The organism is Providencia sp. PROV040, assembly GCF_032706145.1.
GTDB classification, from domain to species: domain Bacteria; phylum Pseudomonadota; class Gammaproteobacteria; order Enterobacterales; family Enterobacteriaceae; genus Providencia; species Providencia hangzhouensis.
Genome location: NZ_CP120530.1, coordinates 1,232,085 through 1,252,567 on the forward strand (window position 1 = coordinate 1,232,085; position 20,483 = coordinate 1,252,567).

Below are 20,483 nucleotides of genomic sequence, written 5' to 3' on the forward strand. Positions count from 1 at the left end.
ATGGACGAAATTATTGATTACCCTCGCGGTATGCCATTGCCGATTAGGGCAGACAAAAACATGACCATCGACACTGGATTTAGGACTGACCAGCCACAGGTTGGCGCTCCTATTTTCCAGCCTCTTACGGATGATTTGAAAGCCGTTTGGAGTGTGCGATGGGTATTGAGGCGAGAGCAGGAAAGGCGCTTTGCTCAATGGTTGCGAAGCCCTAACTATCTTGATAACGGTAAGCGTTGGTTTCGCATGGAGATTGATTTGGGCGGGAGTGGACTACAGGAGCAAATAGTTCACTTCGTTCAAATGCCTGTGCAGACCTCGATAGTTGCTGGCGTGGTGACGTGGACGGGAAGCATTATTTGCCGAAAACTGAACAATACAGATGATGAGTTCGGAGACCTGATTGTCGAGCTATTACCCGAAGAATGGGGCTTGCTCGATATAGTCGTCACCGAGCGATTACCACGATGCAAGGGGGGAGAATGAAGTTAAGAGAGTACCGAGCGCAACGACCGATGCGCACATTCTACGAGACCATTCAATTCTATCATCCCTCATTCGGAAACATTCATTTAGTCAGCTTGCAGATAGAGCCTAAAGTTTTGGGCGGTGTTGAGTATCAGCCGTGCAACTTCGAACTCGCTGAAAGTCAGCAAAGCAAAACGCCGATTATCGATGCTTCGGTTAAGTTTAGCCGAGTCGCGCAGGACTTTAAGCAGCAGCTCAAGCTATGGCGGTCAAATACTCGAATGAAGCCGATTATCGCAACGTTCAGGTTATTTGATTCAGCTGATAAAGATAACCCAATAAGCGAGTGGTCGCTGTACGTGAAAGACTGTTCACTCGATGCGGAATCGGTCACTGTCACGCTGTCGATGAATAACCCGCTGAATAAAAACGTTGGGCGTATTTACACGATGGAAGAATTCACAGGCTTGGAGACAGTTTAATGACGAAATTAGAGTTTATTAATCGGATGATTGGCAAGCCGTGGAAGAATAGGGCGTGTACTTTGAATGAGTGTGACTGCTGGGGCTTGGTGGTCTTGTATTTTAGGTACGTACTAGGTACGGAAATTCATCATGATGCTGGCTACGAATCTGATCATGATTTTGTAACTTGCTATGAGAATGAAGTCGAATTTTGGCAGCGCACAGAGCACCCAGTGGATGATGGGATATTTATTGGATATCGCGGCTCTCAGCCAGCTCATATTGGATTAATTATCGATGGCAATGCATTTCATAGCCGAGGCGAGAATGGCGCTGTAAGAATGGATAGGCTCATTGTGCTTGAGAAGAAATTCACGAAATTGGAGTTTATGAAATATGCCGATAGTTGAAATTCAGCGAATAGCGGGAACACCTAAAGAAAGAGTCGATTTAAAAGTCGGCTCTTTTTTTTATAGCGATTTTCTAGTGCATCAGCAATTGCATAACGATGCGGTGATTATCGTTAATGGTCGTGAGATGCAAGAAGATGACGAGTTAGATTTCGAGATAACACCGACTCACTTTATTCAAGTATTCGACCAGCCAAAGAGTGTTATAGGCGATATCCTGAATCCAGTGTTTAACTTGGTTACAAAGGTATTCTCGTTCCTCGCACCAAAAACACCGTCATTTTCTGCTGCGGAGTCGAATGTTAAAGACAGCCCAAATAACCGACTCACAGGACAAACGAACGTTGCTCGAGCATATCAAGCAAGACCAGAAATTCACGGTCAAGTAAGGGCGTTTCCTGACCTCATTCAGCAGTCAATGTTTGAGTACAATAACAACCTAAAAACCGTAACAGAGTGGCTAAACATCGGTATTGGCGAATATAAAACGGAAAGTATCCGATTTGCTGAGTCTGATTTCACGGCGATGGCAGGTGCTAGCTACAAGATATACAGACCAAAAGAAGTTATCCCGCTAATCAACGAGGGTTTTGAGTTTCCTGATATCGACGGTCAAGAGTTGCCGGGTCCCAATGAAAGTAAAGATATCCCGCAGCAAACAGCGACTGCAAACGAAGTCGTTTCGGGTGAAATAAAAGGCGGTGAAGCAGCGATAAAAATCGTTAAGCAAGATGAGTTTGAGTACTTCTACGAGCTAACGAAGCCGCGCTCTATCTCAATGACTGTGAATGTGAGCTATGGCACGCCGCAAGGTTCGGTAACTAAAGATGTGAAAATTGACGCTCAATTAGTTGATGCAAAAGAGAGTGACGATGGCTCATTAATTAACCCTGTCGAGTATTACGAGTTCTTTTTTACGAACTTAACTGGCACTGATTTAGCACAACTACCGCCAAATGCAGTAGTGAACACAACGAAATTCATTCTGTATGACAATCAGTTTTTAACAGTGGGCCCGTTCTTCTCTCCTGTTGATGGTGACCAGATGTGGATTCATCTACAGGCGCAACTTGGTGGCGGTGATAACTGCAATGCAACTGTTGAAATCTGGAAGATAAACACTGATAACGAGGAAATAGCGGGTACTCGTCAAAGCTTTAATACTGCTCTAAGCGCTAACAATGGCGCTCGAGTTTATTATAAAACGGACAAAGTGACGTTGAATTCAGGCCGTGGACGCTACGCTGTACAACTCACTCGACGCAATAACAGTAGCGACCAAAGCATCATGAAAATAGAAAACGCTCACATTGTCAGAGTTCGTGAGAATGTCGTTTTTGAGAATGACACGATTGTTAATGTGTCAGTGAGGGCTACTGAAGCGCCAACGGGAGCAAGAGAGCGCAAATACAATCTGCTGGCTACTCGCATGGTTATTTCATATGACCGAGCATCGAAGCAAGTTGATTATACACTCAGGCCATCACGGAGTTTTGCTGATGCAGTGCTGCATACGTGGCTAATTACTGCAGGCGAAAGTGAGAAAAATATCGACATTGATGGGCTATATCGAATATACGATAGCTTGCCTGATGAGCGATTGGGCTATTTCGATTACACCTTTGACGATGAAGATATTTCCCTTGGTCAACGCATCGAAACTATCTGTAATGCCGCAAGGGTAACAGCCTATTTCGATAATGCAGTCCTCACATTCTCCCGTGAACAGTCCAGCGAATTCCCAATGACAACTTTCAACCGTTCAAACATCACAGGTAACGACATGAAGATATCGTATGACATGTCCATGCCATCTGGTTATGACGGAATTGAGTTGGAGTATGTCGAACCGGTTCGCAATAAGAAAGACTATATCCGCTTTCGAGTTGATGAAAACGGCATCACTGAAGGGTTATCGCGCACGCCGAATAAGATAGTTTTACAGGGCTGTAGAAATCATTACCAAGCACTGGACAGGGCGCTACTCGAAGCCAACCGACTCATTCACCAACGAACAAGCATCAGTCTAACCACGCTTGCAGATGGTGGAAATGTGTACCCATCAGACATGGTGTTGATTGCTGATACCTACGATTCAAACCAGCAAGCAGGTTATATCACTGATCGAAACGGGGAGGTATTCACAACTAACGAGAAAATCAAATTTGATGAGGAAATGTGGGTTTATCTCACTGATTCAATGGGGTACACAACTCAAAAGTTTAAAGCAGAGCCAAGGCAAGATACTGAGTTTGGCTTTATCGCAAGTGTACCGGAAGATATAGAACTCAATCTATCCGATGGATATCAGAAACAATCACCCTCTAGATATGTGATAGCAACATCGATTGAATTAGAAAATATCAAGTGGGTAATTACAGATAAACGCCCACTCGGTGGTGAACGTTACACAATAACCGCAACAGAATATTTCGACGCAAAACCAGACTATAACGCATAACAGCAATCATTATGAGAGGACAACTTATGTCTACTGTACCAACAAACAAACCTGTACCAAGTAAAGAAATGCGTGATTTAGCTTATAACGCAGAAAGAATTGATGAGTTCGTAACATCATTACAGCACGAATATAAAGATAGATTCGGACAGTGCCACCGAACTATCGAGGGAATTAACTGGGTTGCAACTCAGCTAATTGAGCGATTTAAAGTTGAAATGGGGCAGGCTATTTTAGTCGCTGGATACGTACCAGTTGGCACATTCCAAGAGGGTGCAGAGTTAGCCAATAGAAATGAAACAGTGTTATGGAAATTGCCAGATGGTGATGGTGACCACTACCGCTGGGATGGCGACTTACCTAAACCCGTTCCAGCAGGCTCAACTCCACAATCAACTGGAGGCATCGGTAAAGGCGCTTGGGTTAGCGTTGGGGATGCGAGTTTGAGAGGGGAGTTATCTGCCAATGATGGGTCTAAGCTTATTGGGGTAAATGATGGCGTTAACCTTGATGATTATTTGGGTAATTTACCTTGTGATACGATTGTTTTTACTGAGCAGGATGCTATATCAGCATTTACAATTCACGACCACGTTTTATTAAGAGCGGAGCGGATTGATGGAACAATAGAAATACCAGCCTATAAAACACTGACCGTACTACCTCCTATCGGGCAAAAAAGAAATTTACTTGGCGGGACTGGTAAGAAATTTATTCTCAATAGAAGCTCTCAATTTTATGCCCCTAGCCTAGCATGTCTAGATTACGAAATGGATGTTGTGACAATTAAAGGCTCTACAAGACCCGCAATGATTCTGGGTGTAGGAAGGCCTGTGATTGCTAACTTCACAATTGAAAGTGAATACCGGAAAGGTAGGGGGCTAGTGCTTGACGCTAGCACAGGGTCTGACAATAAATCAGGTATCATTGCAGGAATTCAAGTTAATGCTTCAATTAAAGGAATGGATACTGCTTATGAAGAAATAGCATCTCGAAATGGTACAGAGTCAGATGCTACATACATAAACAACAATGATATTAATCTAACCATATGGCAATGTCGTAGAGGACTTATACAACAAGAATACACCCATGGTGCAATTAATAAGTTAGAGATAGCCGCGAATAACTACTTTATTAACTATCAGACTGATGCACAGTCAGAAGATGTTATTCATATTTATGGGGTAAGAAATACGGTTGATGGTCATGTATGGGATTATGAATACCCTAAATTACATTCAACTTCAATTTTAGTGAAAGGGATAGCGAATATCGTTGGTAGCCGTAACTTCCCATCAATAACAAACCAGTTTGTTACTGTTGATAACTTTGTAAATTCTAGAAATACATACATTGGCGGTACATATGGAACCGATAGACAAGACATAGGACAATTCACATTACTGCATAGACCTTACCATTTTTCAGACTTAACAACCCCAATAACAATGGCATCTTCTTTATTCTTCCTGAAAAGTGAGAGAGTAATTCCAAGTGGGAATGCCGTAAGCATTGCTAGTAGAAAGTTATTTTATCGCAGTAAAGATAAGCTTCCACTTAGCTTAACTGGGTTTGCTTTCGTTCGAAATACATCAGGAAGCGAAGCGAATGTTCGATTAGGTTTTGGGTTATCAAATATTCAGGGTGAAAACTCGTTAAGTCAAACATACACGATTGCTAATGGTGGGCTGGTAAAGATTCCAATTACTGTTTTATTAACATCAACAATCCTTTATATCGAGTCAGGTTCTACTGAATGGCTAGGAACTCCAGCATTATCTGATAATAACGGAGAAATTACTTTAGTTCTTAGTATGACTAACAATGTTCAGGTGACCCTATGTGGTTGTGTATTTAACTTTAATAAATACGATTATTGATAACCCCGCAGCCCCAAGCTAACACTTGGGGTTTCTTGTATGAGAACAAGCCCCGAGGGGCTTTTTTATTGCCCGTCCTTGGGCTGGGTGGTTATGCTAAAACAGTAATTGAATGATTTTTCATCTAACTACTTATTTCTCGCAAAATGACACAAAAACTCCTCGAGATTTTTTTCCAGTGAAGCTATACTAAGAATAGTTTAGACTGGAGGGGCTATGGAAGTAAGAGTTGTCGATTTATTTTGTGGTGCAGGCGGTTTGACTCATGGCCTTATACAGGCAGGTTTAGCCGTGTCTGCAGGGATCGACATAGCAAGTGAGTGTAAATTTGCATATGAATTCAATAATGGCTCTACCTTTATTGATAGAGATGTGAAGGAGCTCAGTAAAGAAGATGTGCTAAGTTTATTTGGAAACGCTAGGGTAAAGGTGCTAGCAGGTTGTGCACCATGCCAGCCATTTTCCACATACACATCGTCAATGGATAAAACAAAAGATACTAAATGGCCATTACTTTATGAGTTCGAACGACTTATAAAAGAAACCTCTCCAGACATTATAACAATGGAAAATGTACCGGGCGTTATACGGCATCAGGTTTATACTGATTTTCACGACTCACTCGTTAAGCAAGGTTATTTCGTATGGTCTGGAACCATAGATTGCACTAAGTATGGAGTTCCTCAAAAGAGGGAGCGCCATGTTTTACTAGCATCTAAATATGGTGAGATAAGTTTCATACCGCCAAGTGATAATCAAGTTAGCGTCAGAGATGCTATTGATTGGCTTCCTCAGATAAAAGATGGTCAGATATGCGAAATTGATCCTTTGCATAGAGCTAGCAAGCTATCAAAAATAAATAAACAGAGAATCCAGCATTCATCTCCAGGTGGAACTTGGAGGGATTGGCCTAATGAGCTTGTTGCTGATTGTCACAAGAAAGAGACGGGGAAAGGCTATGCGAGCGTTTATGGAAGAATGGAATGGGATAAGCCGAGTCCAACAATGACAACGCTTTGTTATGGCTTTGGAAACGGTAGGTTCGGTCATCCAGAACAGGATCGCGCTATTTCTCTGCGCGAGGCTGCTTTATTACAAACATTTCCAAAAAATTATCAGTTTGCAGAAGATGGGAATAAAATTTCAATGAAAGCTACAGGTAAAATGATTGGGAATGCAGTTCCTGTTTTATTGGGGAAGGCAATTGGTGACTCAATAATGAGCCACCTCAAATCAATTAAAAAATAACTTAGTTTTTAAGGTATTTTTTATCTTCTAGGTAAGCCTTAATGTTATTAAGAATTTGGTCAAGATAGCATTTTGTTTCATCCTTGAATCTTATTAGCTCATCAATAGATGTGGAAATACCCATTTCTTTAAATGAGTTTGCCCCATGAGCAAGGGAGTTCCTTGCTACTCTTATGTGGTATAGACATCTACCTTGGCCTGTGGATTCCCCTGCTGTCTCATGAGAAAAACCATAGTCTACAGCGACTTCTCTTATTTTTCTTGCATCTACGTTGCCAGAAAATAATGGGTTTTTGTGTTGGCTCAAGAGTTGCTTGTGCTTTTTTATCCATGATTCTAATACCAATCGTTGGACGTCAGTAGAGGAAAAATCTTCGTTACCTATTGTCGGTTGGTCAAACTTCAGTAGCGCCCTCTTAGCTAGGCTTATGCAAAGAGTGTCAACACCAACATTTTGGTCACATATTAACGTGTCATGTATATCCTCAATGGCATTTGATATCGTTGCCTCAATCAAATTATATAAAACAAGGTAGCCATTCGATTTCAATATATGAGTGGTATCGGTTGATACTGGGCTATTTTTCTGAATTCCATCATCGACATACGACATTAATGGCCTTTTGGATATTAGGAATTCGATAAAATTGAAATATTCATCTATATCGTTAACTCTTTCATCAAATAAGATTCGGCTACTCATCTCGACCATTACTTAATCCTCTGAATCATCATCTTGAACAGGATTATTTGGTCTACCAAGCAACATATCTCTGACGTACTCAATCCTATTTTTTACTTTCGGTCTGGAATTGCTTGCGTCAGATCTTGTGTGTTTTATGAACTCAGGGGAATTAATCCATGAATCAATGTTTTTAGGGATAAGTCTTGGATTCTCTCTTAATGCTAGGGTAATCCCTACAGATAGAGCTTCGAATCTTATTCTTGGGACAGTTGTTGCATTTGGGGTTTTCCTGAATCCATAGGGAAAGTAATTCTCTACAAAATGACACATAGTAGAAAATTGCTCTTCCATTGCTAATTTACGTGATGGAGTAAAGTTATCGTTTTCATCAATTAAGTATGTGGTTAAGAAATCATCAACACTTTTTCCAAACTGAAGATACCTGTCACAGTATGCGAAGTAACGAAGAATAAGCTCTGGATATTCAGCCCTATTTTTTCTTGCCTCAGTAATAGGGCAAATTTGATGAAATAGACTAAAATCTGCAATTTCATTGATTGCATCTAGGAATGGTCCATCGTTGCTACCTTGCCTTTGCTCCATTGTGGTGAGTTTTATTCCTCCAGAGTTTAATCGGTCAAATATTTCTCTTCTGGTTTCTTCATCACAATACTCAGTTAACTCAATCATTCGAATGGTTTTTCTAGCGAATCTTAACTGCCTTGCCTTGCTGAAATCAGAATATACAAAACCATTAGCTGAAGGTAATTTTTGAAGGTTAGATAATTGTAATAAATCATTTAAAAAAGCATGCAGGGTTCTTATCCTTTGGCTACCATCTACTATTTCTATTCTGCCAGCATTCTCTCCATCATTCACATCAGCTACGAATAGATATGGTATTGGTAAATTCAATAGTAGAGATTCAATAAACCTAGATTGGTGATCTTTACTCCAAACAAATTCTCTTTGGTAGTCAGGAATAAATATTTCAGCTTTATCCTCTTCTAACCCAATTTGATATTTATCCACTATTACACTAATTGGAAATTCCCTGATTTCGTGGTCAGTTATTTTTTCCATTTGCCTTATATCTAGATCAAGATTTTCTTGTTCTTCGACTGTTTTTATAACGTGTTCTATATTTGCTCGTCTAGCGCACATTTAAGACCTCAATTGTTTATTTTTGCTTGTCATTTTTAATATATTCGGTTGCTTTTATGAGCAAGTCATCACTAAGTAGCCTTAATGCTGGTTCAGCAGATGCTAGCGCGGAAAACAATTTAATTAGTTCCTTGGGACTTATATTTTCATTTAATGGCGCAAGCCCGCTATTGTCTAACTGCATAAAGTTTGAAGTATTAGCTTCAGTGCCATCTAAAGCATCTTGTAGTATTTGTAAAATCTCTGAATTCATAGAGCGACCATTCGCCTCAGCTCTTTTAGCTATTGCGTCACGCATTCCATCAGGAAATCTGACAGTAAATTTATCCTGAGTTTGGCTAGGGTATTTACTCATTTATGTATCCATTGATAGATGTTGAAGTAAGGTAATACCCGAAAACGGGCATAGAATTAATTATGGTGGCTACTTGACTTCATTGTCAATCGTGGTAAATTGCCTCTAGTGTTAAATAGCCTCCATTATGAAAAGGAAATTTTATGCATTTAGATAAACAAAAGAAAACCGAAAAAATTCAGTTACGTACTACTGAGTACTTAAAAACTAAAGTTGAAGGACTTTCACTTTTAGATGGGATTTCACAGAATTCACTTATTAATCAGGCGATAGCTTGGTATGTAGAAGAAAGAGAAAGACGTGCAGCATAAAACAGTGAAGCCCCAACTACTTGCGATAGTCAGGGCTTCAAATTCAGTCCGAAACTTAACGAGAAACGAACCATGAACAGTATAGCAATTATTGAGCCAGTTAGCACATCAAACATTCAGTTTCACGGACAACAAATAATTACTGCAATGGCAGAAGGTGTTGCTTATGTTGCAATGAAACCTATTGTCGAGAACCTTGGTATGAGCTGGTCAACTCAATTAAGAAAGATCAATGAAAACAATGATAAATTCAACTGTGTTCATATGAACATGGTTGCTGCAGATAAAAAATTACGTGATGTTCTTTGCATGCCATTAAAGAAATTAAACGGCTGGTTGTTCAGTATTAACCCATCTAAGGTGAAAGAAAGTATTCGTAGTAAGCTAGTAGCGTATCAAGAAGAATGCTTTCTTGTATTACATGAATATTGGACTACTGGCGAAGTTAAGGCTAAACACAAGTCAACGGTTCAGGAACGTAACCCATTAAAGAACGCTGTTAATCTACTGGTGAGCAAAAAGGGAATTATGTATCCCGAAGCATATTCTCTGGTACATCAGCAATTTAATGTTAGCGGGATTGACGAGTTAACAGCCGACCAGATACCAATGGCGGTTGAATATGTTCATAAGCTAGTGATGGAAGGTGAATATTTACCGAAGCAAGATGCGTTACCAGTACCAAAACTTGAGATTGATTATCCGCTTACTTGGTATCCAGATAATTTCCCGTTTGTAGATATGTGCTTCTACAAAAACGGGCAATTAAAAGTAACTCAGTCAATGCTTACTGAGACCAAAAGCCCAAGCAAAGAAATTTTAAGCAAGTTAGAAAGTGCTGGCTACGATGTAACAGCAGCTAAGGCTGAAATTGAGTCACTACGCCACACTATGATTGAAATGTCATGGGCGCTAGGTCAAATAGCTTCTTTTGCCAAAATGAAAGATGTTGTGAACAAGACGTTTACAGCCTAACCACCCAGCCCAAGGACGGGCTAGTAAAACCTGATGATTTACTGCTATTCTATACATATAGATAGTTGGGAGGTAATTATCATGACTACAAAAAAAACAAATCATACTGGCTCATCACCTACAGTAAAAAAGTATGATAGAGTCTCTTACCCTAACTCAGGTATTGTTGGGACATCTAGCAGCACTATAAAGCGTTGCATAGGTTCAATTACTACAACCTCTGACTTTGAGCAGGCACTTAAAGATACACAATTAGAGTATGCTCAGATAATTAAAGATTTAGAAGATAAGTGATAAGTCATGAGGCTATTAACTGTAGATGAAGTGATAAGAATACAGAAATCAACGCTACCTAAAAGCGGAGAGTCAAATATAGATAAACTATCAGGCGCCCTTGGTCGTGTTCAATCACTTATTGATTATGATAATTGTGATGACTTATTTGATTTAGCGGGAATGTACCTTGTTGCCATAGCTAAGGCGCACGCCTTCAATGATGCAAATAAGCGGACGGCATTCCAGGCTGCAACAATATTTCTGAAGTTAAACAATATTAAATTATTCCCTTCTGTTTACTTAGTAAAGTTAACAATCTTATCAGCTATGGGTGAGTTTGATTATAAGCAAGCATCAGCTACATTGCGTATTCTATCTGATTATCGAGATGATTTAGTTGAAGAAACAAGAAGCGGATATATTTAGACAAGAGGCTGCGGCCTCTTTTTTGTTTCTAACTTTCCTTACTGTACTCATACCCCTGCGGAAACCTCTTACTCAATTCTCTGTAATGAACTAAACGCTCACGAAAGTACTCGCGCAAGTGTTCAGGTTGTTGTCGCTCAATTTCGACATCAATAACTGGCTTGCCGAGCCTTTCTTTATATGCGACACCGGAAGCGGCTAAATCGACATTCACTTTGTCTTTATCTTCTTTTGGTAGTTCTGCGAGATTGTGCATGATTGTTTTCTGCTGAGAATTGAGTGAGGAGAGCATAGCATGGAGGGAAAATCACTGTGACGAGCTGTGCCGAAATTGTGACACAAAAATGAGAGGAATCGATAAAATAGCAAACTAGTCTAATCACATAATAGTGTTATATCATTAACGTGAAACTGATAGATTTTAGAGTCATTTTATTGGTCACTAAAAGTTTTTAGGATAACAAGCAGGACAATATCCTTGCGCTTAAAAATAAACTTCAACTACATCAATGGATAATGTCGATGCTAAAGATTTTATTGAGTAATGACGATGGGGTAAATGCGCCGGGGATTCAAACCCTTGCGGCTGCGTTACGCCAATATTATCATGTTCAAGTGATTGCGCCTGACCGCAATCGAAGTGGGGCTTCGAACGCATTAACATTAGATAAACCACTTAAAATTCAGACGCTAAGTAATGGTGACCTTGCTGTACAAGAAGGCACACCGACAGATTGCGTCTATATTGGGGTGAATAAAGTGGTACGTCCACGCCCTGATATTGTTGTATCTGGTATCAACTGTGGCCCTAATTTAGGGGATGATGTTATTTACTCAGGCACGGTTGCAGCGGCAACGGAAGGCCGCCACTTAGGTTTACCTTCAATTGCGGTATCGCTAGATGGCGAAACGCATTACGAAAGTGCCGCTAAAGTGACATGCGATATTTTAGCGCTCTTACAGAAGAACCCATTGCGAGCAGGCAATATTTTAAATATAAATGTACCTGATATCCCGTACGAAGAGATTAAAGGAATCAAAGTCACTCGTTGTGGCAGCCGTCACGCCGCCTCTGAGGTGTATAGTTTAGAAGACCCGAAAGGGAATACACTGTATTGGTTAGGGCCTGTTGGTGAAATTCGTGATGCCAGCCCTGGAACGGATTTTGAAGCTGTGCAAAATGGCTATGTTTCCATCACCCCATTACAAGTTGATCTAACCGCTTATAAAGCACATTCATTAGTAGAAGAGTGGCTCGAAAAATCAGGAGTGTCAGTAAAATGAAAACAGGGCTCATGAAAGAACTTTTGGCTCAATTACGCCAACAGGGAATTCACGATGAGCGCCTATTAGATGCCATTTCACTCGTTCCTCGGGAACGGTTTGTGGATGAAGCGCTCTCCCATAAAGCCTATGACAATATCCCATTACCTATTGGGCATGGGCAAACTATTTCTCAGCCGTATATTGTTGCTAAAATGACGGCGCTATTGGCTTTAGCTCCGAATGATCACGTTCTTGAGATAGGGACAGGCTCAGGGTATCAAACAGCAGTATTGGCACACTTAGTTAAACATGTTTTTTCTGTTGAGCGGGTGAAGAGCTTGCAATGGGCTGCAAAACGGCGTTTGAAACAGCTTGATTTACATAATGTTTCAACGCGTCATGGAGATGGCTGGGAAGGTTGGCAATCTAAAGGGCCTTTTGATGCTATTATCGTTACTGCGGCACCAACAGAAATACCGGCTCTATTATTAGGGCAATTAAAAGATGGCGGGCGAATGGTTTTACCTGTCGGTGATAAAGAACAAGCATTGAAGCTAATTACTCGACGTGGTAATGATTACCATACTAATGTTATTGAAAAAGTCCGTTTTGTCCCATTGGTTGCCGGTGACCTCCTTTAACCTATTTGTAATGGTATTTAATCAAAGTCTGATTATTTTTATAATTGATTTAAATAAAATATCATTGCAAAGGTTCTATTAACCCAAATAGCAGTAAAACTATTCCAAATATGATATTTTACCCAGCTGAATTTGGGTGAATAGCTTAAAGCGTTAGGTCATACTCTCAAATTGTTATATTTTTAATATATTTAACTTGTTCACTATTTTGTATTTCTGCTTTAATAAGTGAAATATTTTATGATAACTCTATTGCTGACATTGTTTTGAATTGTCGCGTCAGATTTTTCTTCACGGGAGAAGAAGCATGAAAATTGTTAGCCCTATAAGCAGAATTCGATGGGCCGTCATCTTTTCATTTAGCGGAGCGCTATTGGCAGGTTGTTCTACACCGTATCATACAGCGGCACCTATTTCGAGTGTGAATGATAGCCAGTCTAGCCAACAGACGGTGCATAGGACGACACCGGCCTCGTCACCAAATACGGGTATGAGCACGGCAATGCCGTCGTCTCGTCCAAATCTATCAAGTAATACTAACACTCAGCCTGTAAGCCGTAGTTCAGCGCCGGTAACAACTAATGGTGAAGGGCGCATTGTATACAACCGTGACTATGGCAGTATTCCAAAAGGCAGTTATAGCGGTAATAGTTATACGGTGCAGCGTGGTGACACATTATTCTATATTGCATACTTAACCGGTAATGATTTCCGTGAGTTAGCATCGAGAAACAATATTCCAGAACCTTACAGCCTAAATGTAGGGCAGGTTATTAATATTGGTAACACAAATGTGAACTCGAACACTCAATTAGCGGCAAATTCATCAAATAGTCATCAGCAAGCGGTTGATCTTCGAACAACTAATGAGTATCCTGCAAACAGTGGTGGTCAAACTTCAGGTAAGATGTTGCCTAATAATAAGAAACCTGCAACGCAAGTTTCAACGACAACAACAACCTCGACAGCAACCGCTTCTACCGCAGTCAGCAGTACGAATAATTCGTCAATAAAATGGCGTTGGCCAGCTGAAGGGAAAATGATTGAAGGTTTCTCTGATGCTCAAGGCGGGAACAAAGGGGTAGATATAGCCGGTTCTCGTGGTCAAGCTGTGCTTGCTGCTGCGCCAGGAAAAGTCGTTTACGCAGGTAATGCTTTGCGTGGATACGGAAATCTAATAATTATAAAACATAACGATGACTATCTAAGTGCTTATGCTCACAATGATACGTTACTTGTGCGTGATCAGCAGGATGTCACTGCGGGTCAAAAAATAGCCACTATGGGTAGTACTGGAACTAGTTCGGTTAGACTACACTTTGAAATTCGTTACAAGGGAAAATCAGTAAACCCGTTGCGCTATTTGCCGCAACGATAAACTGGGCAGAGTGCTTTGACATTCTGTCCGCATTATCTAGGGTAGGAGTCACTGATGAGCCAAAGTTCGCTGAAAGTTAACGAGTTATATAATGACCTCGATGAAAGTAATTTAAATGACACTTTTGACGAGAGTCAGTTTAAAGAAGAGGATCTGGTTACTGAGCTAGATGACGAAATGGATTTACTCCAGAACACAAATCAACGTGTTCTGGATGCCACTCAAATTTATCTTAGTGAGATTGGGTTCTCACCACTCCTTACAGCAGAAGAAGAAGTTTTCTATGCAAGACGTGCATTGCGTGGAGATATTGCATCACGACAGCGCATGATAGAAAGCAACCTTCGTCTCGTTGTAAAAATATCACGTCGTTATAATAATCGAGGTCTCGCATTACTCGATTTGATAGAAGAAGGAAATCTTGGGTTGATTCGTGCTGTTGAAAAGTTTGATCCTGAAAAAGGGTTTCGCTTCTCGACGTATGCAACGTGGTGGATCCGTCAAACGATCGAGCGCGCGATTATGAACCAAACTCGAACCATTCGTCTTCCTATTCATATCGTTAAAGAACTCAATATTTACCTTCGTACTGCACGTGAATTAGCCCAGAAGTTGGATCATGAGCCAAGCCCTGAAGAGATCGCTGAGCAGCTAGATAAACCTGTCGAAGATGTCAGTAGGATGTTACGTTTAAATGAACGTATCACATCTGTTGATACGCCAATTGCAGGGGACTCAGAGAAATCTTTGCTTGAGGTATTGTCTGATGATAATGATTCAGGTCCAGAAAATACAATTCAAGATAATGACTTAAAAGAGAATATTGTTAAGTGGTTATATGAATTGAACCCAAAACAAAGGGAGGTTTTAGCACGACGTTTTGGGCTTTTAGGCTATGAAGCTGAAACTCTGGAAGAAGTTGGCCGTGAAATAGGGTTAACAAGAGAACGTGTTCGCCAGATCCAAGTAGAAGGTTTAAAGCGATTAAAAGATATTTTACATGGAGAAGAGCTGACTCTGGAGTCGCTATTTAATATGTAGGATGTTGATTAGATAGTTAAAGCCCCTATAAGCTAAGGTTTATAGGGACTTTTTATATGTAAATAATAGAGAACAAGCTTAGTTAATGGGGACACCACTATGAAATTTAAAATCATCATCAGGTGTCGAAATTAATTCAGCTTCAATAATACCAAAATAATTAACTCGCTCAGTAATATCTTGTTTGCTAATTAATTGTGCTAAGTGCAAATAATCTTGATAGTGGCGAGCTTCTGAGCGTAATAATGAAATATAAAAATTTGCCAGCTGCTCATCAAGAAATGGGGCTAATTTAGCAAAACGCTCACAAGAACGTGCTTCGATATAAGCTCCAATAATTAGCTTATCAACTAAGGTTTTTGGATCATGGGGGTCGACATGGCTCAACAACCCTTTAGCATAACGGCCTGCAGTGATGCCATCGTATGGAATATTACGTTCATGCATAATCTCTAGAACTTGGTAAAAATGATGAAGTTCCTCTTTGATTAGCAGGACCATTTTATCAATTAAATCTTGGCTATAAGGTGATTGTTTTTTTGCCAATATCTGTTTAGAAACCTGATTTTTGTTTCTTAATGTATGGATGTCACCAATTCTGTCATAAGCAAATGATTCATAAGGTTTAAACCATTCAAGTAGCACTGCAGCACTGTCTTTATCGACAGCATACTTGCGAATTAAAAACATCGCACTTTGCGCGGCTTTTAATTCACATAACAAATGGTCTTTTAAGATAATGGGCAAGTTTTCAGGCAAACTCGCTTTTTTTACCCACGCATCAGGCGTTTCACATTGCAGAAACTGCCTGATTGGTGTGAGTAATTGCGCATACTCATCCATATTAGTTATCCATATCCTTTAACCGATAAATCCAATCTAGGGCTTGGCGCGGAGTGAGTTTATCGGGATCAATTTCAGCGAGAGCAGTTAATACTGGTGATGGCTCGACATCTTCTGTGGTTAAAAAGCTAAGCTGGGCGCTATCCACATGGCTCGCATTGGCATTGTTTGAGATCACTTCGAGTTCTTTAAGCTTTTGTTTTGCTCGTTTAATCACATCTTTTGGCACGCCTGCAAGAGAAGCGACAGCAAGGCCATAGCTTTTGCTGGCGGCGCCGTCTTGAACGTTGTGCATAAAGGCAATGGTATCACCGTGCTCAATAGCATCGAGGTGAATATTGACTGCACCTTCGAGTTTTTCAGGTAGTGTTGTTAATTCAAAATAATGCGTAGCAAATAAGGTCATTGCCTTGATTTTATTAACTAAATTTTCAGCGCAAGCCCAAGCAAGAGAAAGGCCATCATAGGTTGAAGTCCCACGACCAATTTCATCCATTAGCACTAAGCTATGTTCTGTCGCATTGTGAAGGATATTGGCGGTTTCTGTCATTTCAACCATAAAGGTGGAACGGCCAGAAGCTAGGTCGTCAGAGGCTCCAACACGAGTAAAAATACGGTCGATTGGCCCTATTACTGCCTTGCTGGCAGGAACAAAACTGCCGATATACGCTAATAAGGTAATCAATGCAGTTTGGCGCATATAGGTACTTTTACCGCCCATATTTGGACCAGTAATAATTAATAGGCGACGTTGTGGTGATAGCGATAATGGGTTAGAAATAAACGGCTCACTAAGCACTTGTTCTACAACAGGGTGGCGACCCTCGGTTATTTGGATACCCGGTTTTTCAGTCAGTTGTGGGCAAGCATAGCCTAGAGTTTGTGCTCTCTCCGCAAGGTTGGCTAGGACATCTAACTCAGCGAGTGCTTCAGCACTAGTTTGCAGCGCAGCAAGATGAGGCAATAGCATATCAAACAGCTCATCATACAGCGCTTTTTCAATAGCTAATGCTTTTCCTTTTGATGTCAATACCTTATCTTCATATTCTTTGAGTTCAGGAATAATATAGCGTTCGGCATTTTTTAACGTTTGGCGACGGACGTAATGGATAGGCGTTAAATGGCTTTGACCGCGGCTAACTTGAATATAGTAGCCATGAACCGCGTTATAACCGACTTTTAGGGTATCGATCCCCAGCTTTTCTCTTTCACGAATTTCGAGTCTATCGAGGTAGTCGGTTGCCCCATCAGCAAGGGCGCGCCATTCATCGAGTTCACTATTATAACCTGGGGCGATAACACCGCCATCACGTACCAACACAGGTGGCGCATCAATAATGGCTTTTTCAAGTAAGTCTTGTAACTCATCAAATTGGCCAATACGATTTTGAAGATCTTGTAAATACGAACAACTTGATTGGCTCAGTATTTGATGAATATCTTGGTATTGCTGGAATGCGTAACGCATACGGGTTAAGTCACGTGGACGAGCGGAACGCAGTGCTAAGCGTGCTAATACCCGTTCTAAATCGCCGATCTGACGCAAAAATGGTTGTAATTCAAAGCCGCATTCTTGCAATGCACTAATAGCTTGTTGGCGGTTATTTAATACTTGAATATTACGCAATGGGGTATGTAGCCAACGTTTTAGCATACGGCTGCCCATTGGGGTTACACACATATCCAAAATGGCGGCAAGTGTGTTTTCTGTACCACCTGCAAGGTTTTGTGTGATTTCTAAATTGCGACGAGTTGCTGCATCCAAAATGACATTATCATTTTGTTTTTCCATCACAATACTGCGAATATGGGGCAGTGAAGTACGTTGTGTGTCTTTTACATATTGTAATAAGCAGCCCGCGGCTCTGAGCGCTTTATGGGCATCTTCAACCCCAAAACCGATTAAATCTTTCGTACCAAACTGTAAACCGAGCTGTTGTTTTGCAGTATCAAGCTCATATTCCCATAATGGGCGGCGACGTAAGCCTTTATTGTGTTCAATTAATGCCATACTGGCGAAGTCTTCAGGGTATAGAAGTTCGGCAGGGCGAGTGCGTTGAAGCTCAGCTTGTAATGCTTCTTCGTCGGCAATTTCACTGATAATAAAACGACCAGAAGTGATATCTAATGTGGCAAACCCGAAGCCTTGTTGGTCTTGCCATACCGCAGCTAATAGGTTGTCTTGCCTTTCATTTAATAGCGCTTCATCGGTGATAGTACCCGGCGTGACAATACGTACTACTTGGCGCTCAACCGGCCCTTTACTGGTCGCAGGGTCGCCAATTTGTTCACAAATGGCGACGGATTCACCCATTTGTACTAATTTGGCTAAGTAGCCCTCGGCAGCATGGTGGGGAACGCCGGCCATAGGGATCGGCTGCCCCGCAGATTGCCCCCGTTTGGTGAGGGAAATATCCAACAATTGAGACGCTTTTTTAGCATCATCAAAAAACAGTTCGTAGAAGTCACCCATGCGATAAAACAGCAGTATGTCTGAATGTTGTGCTTTTAGTTTTAGATACTGCTGCATCATAGGGGTGTGAGATTCGAAACTTTGCTTATCAGTCATAATGTTGTCTGTTTAACGTATTGAGTTAACTAAATTCTGTGAGTGTATTCGACGATTATTTTCAGAGACTAAAATACCACAAATCGCAAGAAATGAGAGTAGGCAAACGTGTTAGCCATGCAATTCTCTATAGTATGACGTGATTATCACAGGGACAATGCGTGTTTGGTAATTAATAGTCTGAAATATGCATTAGTGTAGTGGCATAGTTAATTTAGTCACCAAATCAGAGCTGATATCATCACTTCATAAACAGATAGGTGACAATTATGGCAAAACGTCAGCCGAGGTTCTGAGTGACACAATTAATTGGTACTACATGCTGTAGCTGGGATCTCAAAAAATAGGTCTGTAGAATACAGCTTGGATTTAGTGTTTGTAGTTTGTATGATAATTGATACTATGGAACAGCGATTATATTTTATGGTGTTTAAAGTGGAAAGTAATAAAAATGCTGAAATAACATATATAAAGCCGACTAGTACCCAGCTCACTCGCTCGGTAGTAACCTCTACGGCGATTGAAACAGGGCAGGAGTCTCGTCGCCTTGAAGAAGAGATGAAAGCAAAGCGTGAGAAATTTGGACATTTGAAACTGGCGATTTAGCTTTCTTTTAAGGCTTCATTAACCCAATATTTCATGGGTTCATAGTTAAGGTTTAACCCTGCGTGGATTGCTGCAATGTACTGCTCAGGGTGTTGAGTCCAACTTTCATAGTCTAACGACTGAAAACCAGCTTGTACCGCCATCACATCAGCGAGTAAGCGCGATAAGCGCCCATTTCCTTCCCTAAAGGGATGTATCAGAATTAATTCCACATGTACTATGGCAATAGCTTCTATGACTTGTTCTCGGCTCATGTTGGTGCAAGGCGTATACTTCGCTAGATACTCTTTTTCAAATTGAGCTAGTAACCTTGCAACTCGACCCGCAGGGGCGAACATAAAACCACCCTTGCTAATATTCACCGTACGTAACTGACCTGCCCACTCATAAACATTTCCTAGCCATTGGCGGTGCCAGTGCTGAATAAGTGATACGGTAATTTTTTCAGTTGGGAATTGTTCTTCAAAAATGACTTGATACAGTTTTTCTAACAGGACAAGTTCAGCATCATTGATATCATCAACGTTTGAAAGCCCTAGCTTGTTAGCTAGTACTTCTTCATCAGAGCCGTCAGCAAATTTTCCTTCGCTGTTAGATACATCATATCTATTCATTTTATACTCGTCATACTTCAAGTTGCCGCGTTGTTGACTGTGCTCATTCGCACTAGTCACATACTTATGTATGCTCCTAGCAACTCATTCACTTGTCGCCTAGCTGCATCTCGAATTATTTAGAGTATAAGCGGTGGCTAGGGTAAATAAAGTAATAACTATCTATAAATCAACGGATTAATTAAGTATAGGTTAAATTATAGGTTTTGCTGAAAAATCAATAAATATCGTTATATATCAACACTAACACACCCATGCATCATAGGGGTGTGAGATTCGAAACTTTGCTTATCAGTCATAATGTTGTCTGTTTAACGTATTGAGTTAACTAAATTCTGTGAGTGTATTCGACGATTATTTTCAGAGACTAAAATACCACAAATCGCAAGAAATGAGAGT

Annotated in this window: 22 protein-coding genes; 15 read left to right on the plus strand and 7 right to left on the minus strand. The window is 40.7% G+C overall.

What is annotated here, in order from left to right:
* From P3L40_RS05695 to P3L40_RS05720, 6 genes are all read left to right on the plus strand, one after another.
* A complete protein-coding gene (locus P3L40_RS05695; RefSeq protein WP_272693299.1) occupies positions 1 to 486 on the plus strand; it encodes a hypothetical protein in 486 nt (161 codons plus the stop codon).
* Complete coding sequence (locus P3L40_RS05700; protein ID WP_036943373.1) at positions 483 to 950, plus strand: DUF1833 family protein; 468 nt, start codon at positions 483 to 485, stop codon at positions 948 to 950. The genes P3L40_RS05695 and P3L40_RS05700 overlap by 4 nt, the downstream gene beginning before the upstream one ends.
* Entirely contained in the window at positions 950 to 1,342 is a 393-nt protein-coding gene (locus tag P3L40_RS05705; protein WP_036979310.1) for an NlpC/P60 family protein, read from the plus strand. Before P3L40_RS05700 ends, P3L40_RS05705 begins: the two co-directional genes overlap by 1 nt.
* Positions 1,329 to 3,803, plus strand: a complete 2,475-nt coding sequence (locus P3L40_RS05710; RefSeq protein ID WP_316928028.1) for a host specificity factor TipJ family phage tail protein — start codon at positions 1,329 to 1,331, stop codon at positions 3,801 to 3,803. The genes P3L40_RS05705 and P3L40_RS05710 overlap by 14 nt, the downstream gene beginning before the upstream one ends.
* 26 nt (positions 3,804 to 3,829) lie before the next feature.
* A complete protein-coding gene (locus P3L40_RS05715) occupies positions 3,830 to 5,686 on the plus strand; it encodes a hypothetical protein (protein ID WP_272693296.1) in 1,857 nt (618 codons plus the stop codon).
* Between the two features lie 216 nt (positions 5,687 to 5,902).
* Positions 5,903 to 6,934, plus strand: a complete 1,032-nt coding sequence (locus tag P3L40_RS05720) for a DNA cytosine methyltransferase (protein WP_272693295.1) — start codon at positions 5,903 to 5,905, stop codon at positions 6,932 to 6,934.
* A gap of 1 nt (position 6,935) precedes the next feature.
* Here the strand turns inward: P3L40_RS05720 and P3L40_RS05725 are convergent, their stop codons facing one another.
* The 3 genes from P3L40_RS05725 to P3L40_RS05735 form a co-directional block, all read right to left on the minus strand.
* Positions 6,936 to 7,646: an MAE_28990/MAE_18760 family HEPN-like nuclease gene (locus P3L40_RS05725; protein ID WP_272693294.1), complete on the minus strand. Its 711-nt coding sequence runs from the start codon at positions 7,644 to 7,646 to the stop codon at positions 6,936 to 6,938.
* A gap of 3 nt (positions 7,647 to 7,649) precedes the next feature.
* The gene (locus tag P3L40_RS05730; protein WP_272693415.1) at positions 7,650 to 8,702 is read right to left on the minus strand and encodes a DUF262 domain-containing protein; all 1,053 of its coding nucleotides are present in this window, start codon (positions 8,700 to 8,702) and stop codon (positions 7,650 to 7,652) included.
* A gap of 97 nt (positions 8,703 to 8,799) precedes the next feature.
* Positions 8,800 to 9,138: an Arc family DNA-binding protein gene (locus tag P3L40_RS05735; RefSeq protein ID WP_272693292.1), complete on the minus strand. Its 339-nt coding sequence runs from the start codon at positions 9,136 to 9,138 to the stop codon at positions 8,800 to 8,802.
* Positions 9,139 to 9,281: 143 nt separating this feature from the next.
* Between P3L40_RS05735 and P3L40_RS05740 the strand changes: the two genes are divergently transcribed.
* The 4 genes from P3L40_RS05740 to P3L40_RS05755 all read left to right on the plus strand — a co-directional run bounded on the left by P3L40_RS05740 (position 9,282) and on the right by P3L40_RS05755 (position 11,126).
* The gene (locus tag P3L40_RS05740) at positions 9,282 to 9,449 is read left to right on the plus strand and encodes a hypothetical protein (RefSeq protein ID WP_272693291.1); all 168 of its coding nucleotides are present in this window, start codon (positions 9,282 to 9,284) and stop codon (positions 9,447 to 9,449) included.
* A 72-nt stretch (positions 9,450 to 9,521) separates the two neighbouring features.
* Positions 9,522 to 10,424, plus strand: a complete 903-nt coding sequence (locus P3L40_RS05745; RefSeq protein ID WP_272693290.1) for a phage antirepressor N-terminal domain-containing protein — start codon at positions 9,522 to 9,524, stop codon at positions 10,422 to 10,424.
* Positions 10,425 to 10,505: 81 nt separating this feature from the next.
* A complete protein-coding gene (locus tag P3L40_RS05750) occupies positions 10,506 to 10,718 on the plus strand; it encodes a hypothetical protein (RefSeq protein ID WP_316928029.1) in 213 nt (70 codons plus the stop codon).
* A 6-nt stretch (positions 10,719 to 10,724) separates the two neighbouring features.
* Entirely contained in the window at positions 10,725 to 11,126 is a 402-nt protein-coding gene (locus P3L40_RS05755) for a type II toxin-antitoxin system death-on-curing family toxin (protein WP_316928030.1), read from the plus strand.
* 28 nt (positions 11,127 to 11,154) lie between these two features.
* Here the strand turns inward: P3L40_RS05755 and P3L40_RS05760 are convergent, their stop codons facing one another.
* Complete coding sequence (locus tag P3L40_RS05760; protein ID WP_231131805.1) at positions 11,155 to 11,382, minus strand: DNA polymerase III subunit theta; 228 nt, start codon at positions 11,380 to 11,382, stop codon at positions 11,155 to 11,157.
* Between the two features lie 266 nt (positions 11,383 to 11,648).
* On the opposite strand from P3L40_RS05760, the gene surE reads away from it, so the two are divergent.
* The 4 genes from surE (at position 11,649) to rpoS (ending at position 15,452) form a co-directional block, all read left to right on the plus strand.
* Entirely contained in the window at positions 11,649 to 12,410 is a 762-nt protein-coding gene (surE, locus tag P3L40_RS05765) for a 5'/3'-nucleotidase SurE (RefSeq protein WP_004260729.1), read from the plus strand.
* A complete protein-coding gene (locus P3L40_RS05770) occupies positions 12,407 to 13,033 on the plus strand; it encodes a protein-L-isoaspartate(D-aspartate) O-methyltransferase (RefSeq protein ID WP_004260727.1) in 627 nt (208 codons plus the stop codon). The genes surE and P3L40_RS05770 overlap by 4 nt, the downstream gene beginning before the upstream one ends.
* Before the next feature lie 307 nt (positions 13,034 to 13,340).
* The gene (gene nlpD, locus P3L40_RS05775) at positions 13,341 to 14,411 is read left to right on the plus strand and encodes a murein hydrolase activator NlpD (RefSeq protein WP_136133951.1); all 1,071 of its coding nucleotides are present in this window, start codon (positions 13,341 to 13,343) and stop codon (positions 14,409 to 14,411) included.
* A gap of 54 nt (positions 14,412 to 14,465) precedes the next feature.
* On the plus strand, positions 14,466 to 15,452 hold the full coding sequence (rpoS, locus tag P3L40_RS05780; protein ID WP_004260723.1) for an RNA polymerase sigma factor RpoS: 987 nt from the start codon (positions 14,466 to 14,468) through the stop codon (positions 15,450 to 15,452).
* A 78-nt stretch (positions 15,453 to 15,530) separates the two neighbouring features.
* Here the strand turns inward: rpoS and miaE are convergent, their stop codons facing one another.
* Positions 15,531 to 16,295 (minus strand): tRNA isopentenyl-2-thiomethyl-A-37 hydroxylase MiaE, encoded by a 765-nt coding sequence (gene miaE / locus P3L40_RS05785; RefSeq protein WP_096865144.1) that lies wholly within the window; start codon positions 16,293 to 16,295, stop codon positions 15,531 to 15,533.
* A 1-nt stretch (position 16,296) separates the two neighbouring features.
* Positions 16,297 to 18,864 (minus strand): DNA mismatch repair protein MutS, encoded by a 2,568-nt coding sequence (gene mutS / locus P3L40_RS05790; RefSeq protein WP_136133952.1) that lies wholly within the window; start codon positions 18,862 to 18,864, stop codon positions 16,297 to 16,299.
* 402 nt (positions 18,865 to 19,266) lie between these two features.
* Between mutS and P3L40_RS05795 the strand changes: the two genes are divergently transcribed.
* Positions 19,267 to 19,470, plus strand: a complete 204-nt coding sequence (locus P3L40_RS05795; protein ID WP_231137111.1) for a hypothetical protein — start codon at positions 19,267 to 19,269, stop codon at positions 19,468 to 19,470.
* Here the strand turns inward: P3L40_RS05795 and P3L40_RS05800 are convergent.
* Positions 19,467 to 20,084: a Fic/DOC family protein gene (locus P3L40_RS05800; RefSeq protein ID WP_136133953.1), complete on the minus strand. Its 618-nt coding sequence runs from the start codon at positions 20,082 to 20,084 to the stop codon at positions 19,467 to 19,469. The two genes, P3L40_RS05795 and P3L40_RS05800, sit on opposite strands and share 4 nt — an antisense overlap.
* Positions 20,085 to 20,483 lie beyond the last annotated feature (399 nt).

Coding starts and splice junctions, on each gene's coding strand:
- rpoS (WP_004260723.1), top strand. CDS start 14,466: ATGAGCCAAAGTTCGCTGAAAGTTAACGAGTTATATAATGACCTCGAT.
- P3L40_RS05705 (WP_036979310.1), top strand. CDS start 950: ATGACGAAATTAGAGTTTATTAATCGGATGATTGGCAAGCCGTGGAAG.
- P3L40_RS05710 (WP_316928028.1), top strand. CDS start 1,329: ATGCCGATAGTTGAAATTCAGCGAATAGCGGGAACACCTAAAGAAAGA.
- nlpD (WP_136133951.1), top strand. CDS start 13,341: ATGAAAATTGTTAGCCCTATAAGCAGAATTCGATGGGCCGTCATCTTT.
- P3L40_RS05755 (WP_316928030.1), top strand. CDS start 10,725: ATGAGGCTATTAACTGTAGATGAAGTGATAAGAATACAGAAATCAACG.
- P3L40_RS05800 (WP_136133953.1), bottom strand. CDS start 20,084: ATGAATAGATATGATGTATCTAACAGCGAAGGAAAATTTGCTGACGGC.
- P3L40_RS05795 (WP_231137111.1), top strand. CDS start 19,267: ATGGAACAGCGATTATATTTTATGGTGTTTAAAGTGGAAAGTAATAAA.
- P3L40_RS05740 (WP_272693291.1), top strand. CDS start 9,282: ATGCATTTAGATAAACAAAAGAAAACCGAAAAAATTCAGTTACGTACT.
- P3L40_RS05750 (WP_316928029.1), top strand. CDS start 10,506: ATGACTACAAAAAAAACAAATCATACTGGCTCATCACCTACAGTAAAA.
- P3L40_RS05725 (WP_272693294.1), bottom strand. CDS start 7,646: ATGGTCGAGATGAGTAGCCGAATCTTATTTGATGAAAGAGTTAACGAT.
- mutS (WP_136133952.1), bottom strand. CDS start 18,864: ATGACTGATAAGCAAAGTTTCGAATCTCACACCCCTATGATGCAGCAG.
- P3L40_RS05735 (WP_272693292.1), bottom strand. CDS start 9,138: ATGAGTAAATACCCTAGCCAAACTCAGGATAAATTTACTGTCAGATTT.
- surE (WP_004260729.1), top strand. CDS start 11,649: ATGCTAAAGATTTTATTGAGTAATGACGATGGGGTAAATGCGCCGGGG.
- P3L40_RS05720 (WP_272693295.1), top strand. CDS start 5,903: ATGGAAGTAAGAGTTGTCGATTTATTTTGTGGTGCAGGCGGTTTGACT.
- P3L40_RS05730 (WP_272693415.1), bottom strand. CDS start 8,702: ATGGAAAAAATAACTGACCACGAAATCAGGGAATTTCCAATTAGTGTA.
- P3L40_RS05745 (WP_272693290.1), top strand. CDS start 9,522: ATGAACAGTATAGCAATTATTGAGCCAGTTAGCACATCAAACATTCAG.
- P3L40_RS05715 (WP_272693296.1), top strand. CDS start 3,830: ATGTCTACTGTACCAACAAACAAACCTGTACCAAGTAAAGAAATGCGT.
- P3L40_RS05695 (WP_272693299.1), top strand. CDS start 1: ATGGACGAAATTATTGATTACCCTCGCGGTATGCCATTGCCGATTAGG.
- P3L40_RS05700 (WP_036943373.1), top strand. CDS start 483: ATGAAGTTAAGAGAGTACCGAGCGCAACGACCGATGCGCACATTCTAC.
- P3L40_RS05770 (WP_004260727.1), top strand. CDS start 12,407: ATGAAAACAGGGCTCATGAAAGAACTTTTGGCTCAATTACGCCAACAG.
- P3L40_RS05760 (WP_231131805.1), bottom strand. CDS start 11,382: ATGCACAATCTCGCAGAACTACCAAAAGAAGATAAAGACAAAGTGAAT.
- miaE (WP_096865144.1), bottom strand. CDS start 16,295: ATGGATGAGTATGCGCAATTACTCACACCAATCAGGCAGTTTCTGCAA.